Below are 4,281 nucleotides of genomic sequence, written 5' to 3'. Positions count from 1 at the left end.
CGGGGTTGTCGTCACCGTCGCCGCTCCCCTCGCTTCCGACGAACGTGGCGCGGTCGCGCAGCGCCGACTCGAACACGAGTACCGAGGGTCGCGACCGTCACCTGAGAACGCGGTGTTCTTCGAGAGCTTCTACGGCCAGTCGGCATCCTGCAATCCGCTCGGCATCGACCGCGCGATCGCCGAGCTGCGGCCCGACGTGCGGCGCTACTGGAGCGTCGCCGACGGCTCGGTCGCCGTGCCCGAGGGCGCTGTGCGGATCGTCGAAGGCAGCCGGGCGTGGTGGCACGCTCGGGCAGCCGCACGTGCACTCGTCGTCAACGACTGGCTGCGCAAGCGGTACCGGCGGCGGCGTCACCAGAAGGTGCTGCAGACCTGGCACGGCACGATGCTCAAGAAGCTCGCCCTCGACCGCGGTGGGCGGGGCATCCGCACGCGCATCGCGGTGTTGCGCGAGCGGGACCGCTGGGATGCCCTCCTCGCGCAGAACCCGTACTCCTCCGAGATCTTCCGCTCGGCGTACGCGATGCGCCGGCCGATCTGGCAGGAGGGCTATCCGCGCAACGACGTGCTGCACTCTGCCGAGCGGGCGGCGGCCGTGCGGGCCGCCATCGGCATCCCGGATGGTGCCCGCGTGGTGCTCTACGCCCCCACCTGGCGCGACGACCGCACCGAGATGGTGGACTTCGTCGACCTCGCGGCCTTCGCCCGAGACCTCGACGCCGGCCACGTGCTGCTCGCCCGCGGGCATTCGCGCACCCTCGCCCACGGCCGCGACCTCGAAGGTGCGGGGCTCATCGACGTCACCAGCTACCCCGACATGGCCGACCTGTTACTCGTCGCGGACGTGCTCGTCACCGACTACTCCTCGGTCATGTTCGACTTCGCCGGCACCGGTCGGCCGATCGTGTTCTTCACCCCCGACCTCGCCCACTACAGCGCCGACCTGCGGGGCTTCTACTTCGATCTGCTCGCCGACGCTCCGGGGCCGGTGGTGTCGACCCGCGATGAGCTGCGCGACGCGATCCTCGCCGCCGCCGCCGGGCAACCCGAGTTCGCCGTGCGAGCAGCCGCCTGGCGCAAGCGGTTCACCCCCCGCGACGACGGCGCCGCTGGCCGGCGTGTCGTCGAGCGCATGCTCGCGGAAGGCTGGTTGGGGTGACCCATCCCGCGAGCTATCCCATTTGGGATATCTCACGGCGTGAGATATCCCAAATGGGAACAGTCACGCCAGCCTAGGACTCCGTGCGGGAGCGGTCGACGACATCCCGAGCACCGCGCACCACGCCGACGAGGAATCCCGCTCCCCAGCTCAGGTGCATCGTCGCGAGCACGACCATCAGTCGAAGACGGTCGGCGAACGACCCGGGCGTCGTGAGGGCGGCGACGACGAGCAAGCCGAGGTAGGCGAGTGGCCCGAGGTAGACGACGAGCACGAACACCAGCACGGGCCAGCCGCTCAGCACTCCGGCGAGGTGAAGCGGCAGGAGGATCGCGGTGAGCACGACCGAAATCAGCAGTATCGGCGGCGCGAAGAACCGCAGCGGGTTGCGGGTGCCGAGACGACGCACGAGTTCGCCCCGCCAGACTCCGGTCGCGAAGAACTGGCGGTGCAGCTTCAGCAGGGTGCTGCGCGGCCAGTAGCTGACTCGCAGCAGCGGGTCGAGCCAGACGATGTGACCGGCTTGCCGCAGACGGTAGTTGAGTTCCCAGTCTTCGCCGCGACGCAGAGTCTCGTCGAACCCGCCGATCTCGCGCAGGGCGTCGGCCCGCATGACGCCCATGTACGCCGACTCGGCGGGGCCTTCGGCCGCCTGCTCGCCGTGGTACGCCCCGCCGCCGAGCCCAAACCGGCTGTTGTAGGCGCGGGCGACCGCGGCCTGCAGCCCGGGTTTGCCGGTCGCGATCATCACCCCGCCGAGGCTCGCCGCTCCGGTGCGCGCGAGTGTCGCAACCGCCCGACTCGTGTAACCCGGGGCCAGCTCGGTGTGCGCGTCAACCCGCACGATGACCGGATGCCGGCTCGCCGCAATCGCGAGGTTGAGGCCGATCGGGATGTCCATCCCCGGGTTGTCGACGATGCGGATGCGCTCATCGGCTGCCACCAGTCGGTCGACGATCTCGGCAGTACCGTCGGTTGACGGACCGACGGCGAGCACGATCTCGAATTCGCCCGGATGATCCTGGCTGACGATGCTCGCAATGGCGGCCTCGAGGTACCCGGATTCGTTGAGCACGGGCATCACATACGACACCGCCGCGGGAGTATTCGGCATGTCGCGTTCTCACTCCCGGGCTCGACCGGCCCGGCACGACTGCCGGGTCCGGTCGAGCCTAACCCGGTCACGGCTGGTAGGCGCCGAGCGTCACCGTGACGGTGCGCTCCTCCCCATTCCGCACGTAGACGAGTTCGGCCTCTGCCCCCGCAGCGTGCAAGCGCACCTGGGCGGTGAGGTCGATGCTGCCGGCGATCGGAACACCGTCGAACTCGGTGACGATGTCGCCTGCCCGGAGTCCGGCCGCTTCCGCGGCGCCTCCGGCGACGATGCCATCCTCGTCGACGACAACCGCGCCGACGATCGACCCGTCGGCACTCGAGGCGTCGCGAACGGTCGCCCCGAGCAGGCCATGCGTGGCAACGCCGTTCTCGATCAGCTCGTTCGCAACCCGCTCTGCGAGGTCGCCCGGGATGGCGAAGCCGACGCCGATCGACCCGGAGGAGCTCGAACCGTTCGCAGTCGCGATCGCGACGACGATGCCGATCAGCTCGCCGGAGTCGTTGACGAGCGCGCCGCCCGAGTTGCCCGGATTGATGGAGGCATCGGTCTGGATCACCGGGATGGAAATCGACCCCGATCCCGACGTGGACTGACCCGGGATGTCGAAGTTGAACGGATTCTGACCACCATCTTCTTCGCTGCCGTCATCGGGGACTGCCGACGATCCGATCTGGATGCTGCGGTCGAGCACGCTGACGATGCCGTCGGTGACCGTGTTGGCGAGGCCCAACGGGGCGCCGATCACGACGGCACGATCGCCGACGTCGAGGTCGTCGACATCCCCGAACTCGATGGGGGTCAGTCCGCTCGCCTCGACCAGTTTGATGACGGCGAGGTCGACCGTCGGGTCGGTGCCCACGATTTCGGCTGAGAAGATGCGGCCGTCGGCGGTGGTCACTTCAATGGTGGCGTCGTTGGACGCGCCATCCAGGGTGACGACGTGGTTGTTGGTTTGCACGTAGCCGTCGTCACTGTGGATGACGCCCGACCCGCTGCCGCCGGCGGTCTGCGTGCTCACGCTGAGCGTTACGACTGAGGGTCCAGCTTTCGCGGCGACGGCGTTGACGACGTTGACGCCGTCGGGGTCGTTGACGGTGATCGTCTGCGGACCAGCGGCGCGCTCTTGATCGGCGGCGAGATTCGTCGCGACCGCCCAGGCCGCGATGCCAGCACCCGAGCCACCGCCGACGAGAGCGGCGACTGCCGCGACGGCGACAAGCACTCCGGCGTTGCTGCGCTGACGGGGGGCGGCATCCGGGGCGGCGGGAGGCGCGGTCGGGGCAGCGGGCGCGGCGGGCAGCATCGCGGATGCCGGGGTGGCGTCGGGCGTGACGGTGGCGCGTGGGCGACGGATGCGGGGGGCGGGTTTCTGGTCGGACTCGGACATCGAGTGCTCCTTTCGGCGCAGCCAGCATCTCGCCGAATTCTGTGGGTCTGTTATGGCCGCGCTGGGAGCCTACTTTGGTTCGCCGGGTGCGGCGCTCAGCATCCCGGTCCGCTCGGATTGGCGAGACAGTCGTGTTCGACGAGCACCGTCTTCGCCGTGCCGACGCGGATGTACAGGTCGTTCGCGGGCAAGGTGAGCGTGCCGACGACCGGCCGCCAGGCACCGCCGTCGAACCGGTACTCGGCCGCGTACACGATCGACAGCGTGATCGTGTAGTCGCCGACCTGCTCATACACGTGGGATGTCGGCGTCGGCTCGAACTCGGCGATCCCGAGGGCCGCCCAGGTGCCGCCTTTCGTGGTCTTCGTCGCGGCGGTGCCGTCGCCATAGGTCCAGCGGTAGGTCGTCGGAGTGAAACGAACGTCGGCGGGTCGTCCGAGCAGGGTTCCGTTCACCACGTGCTGACCGGCGATCGCGTAGAAGTTCGTGTCGAGCCCCGCGACCGTCCACCCGTCTGGCTCCATCTGCTGACGCCCCGGAGTCGGGATGAAGCTCGCGATGTCACGAATCGTGATCGTCGGGATGCCCGGCTCCGCCGGCTCGTCAGCCTCGAAGCAC

The 4,281-nt window shown here is 69.2% G+C and carries 4 protein-coding genes; 1 reads left to right on the top strand and 3 read right to left on the bottom strand.

What is annotated here, in order from left to right:
* Nucleotides 1-1,159, top strand: a 1,159-nt coding sequence (locus RMO30_RS12530) for a CDP-glycerol glycerophosphotransferase family protein (protein ID WP_309714061.1), incomplete at its 5' end; no start/stop codon positions are given.
* 73 nt (nucleotides 1,160-1,232) lie between these two features.
* On the opposite strand, the gene RMO30_RS12525 is transcribed toward RMO30_RS12530, so the two are convergent.
* The 3 genes from RMO30_RS12525 to RMO30_RS12515 form a co-directional block, all read right to left on the bottom strand.
* Nucleotides 1,233-2,273, bottom strand: coding sequence for a glycosyltransferase family 2 protein (locus RMO30_RS12525; protein WP_309714058.1), 1,041 nt, complete (start codon nucleotides 2,271-2,273; stop codon nucleotides 1,233-1,235).
* Between the two features lie 67 nt (nucleotides 2,274-2,340).
* Nucleotides 2,341-3,663: a trypsin-like peptidase domain-containing protein gene (locus RMO30_RS12520; RefSeq protein WP_309714057.1), complete on the bottom strand. Its 1,323-nt coding sequence runs from the start codon at nucleotides 3,661-3,663 to the stop codon at nucleotides 2,341-2,343.
* A 95-nt stretch (nucleotides 3,664-3,758) separates the two neighbouring features.
* The coding region (locus tag RMO30_RS12515) for a PKD domain-containing protein (protein WP_309714054.1) at nucleotides 3,759-4,281 on the bottom strand (523 nt) is incomplete at its 5' end.

This window comes from Pseudolysinimonas sp. (assembly GCF_031389465.1).
Taxonomy (GTDB): Bacteria; Actinomycetota; Actinomycetes; order Actinomycetales; family Microbacteriaceae; genus Pseudolysinimonas_A.
This window is presented reverse-complemented; position numbering and strand designations above follow the sequence as displayed.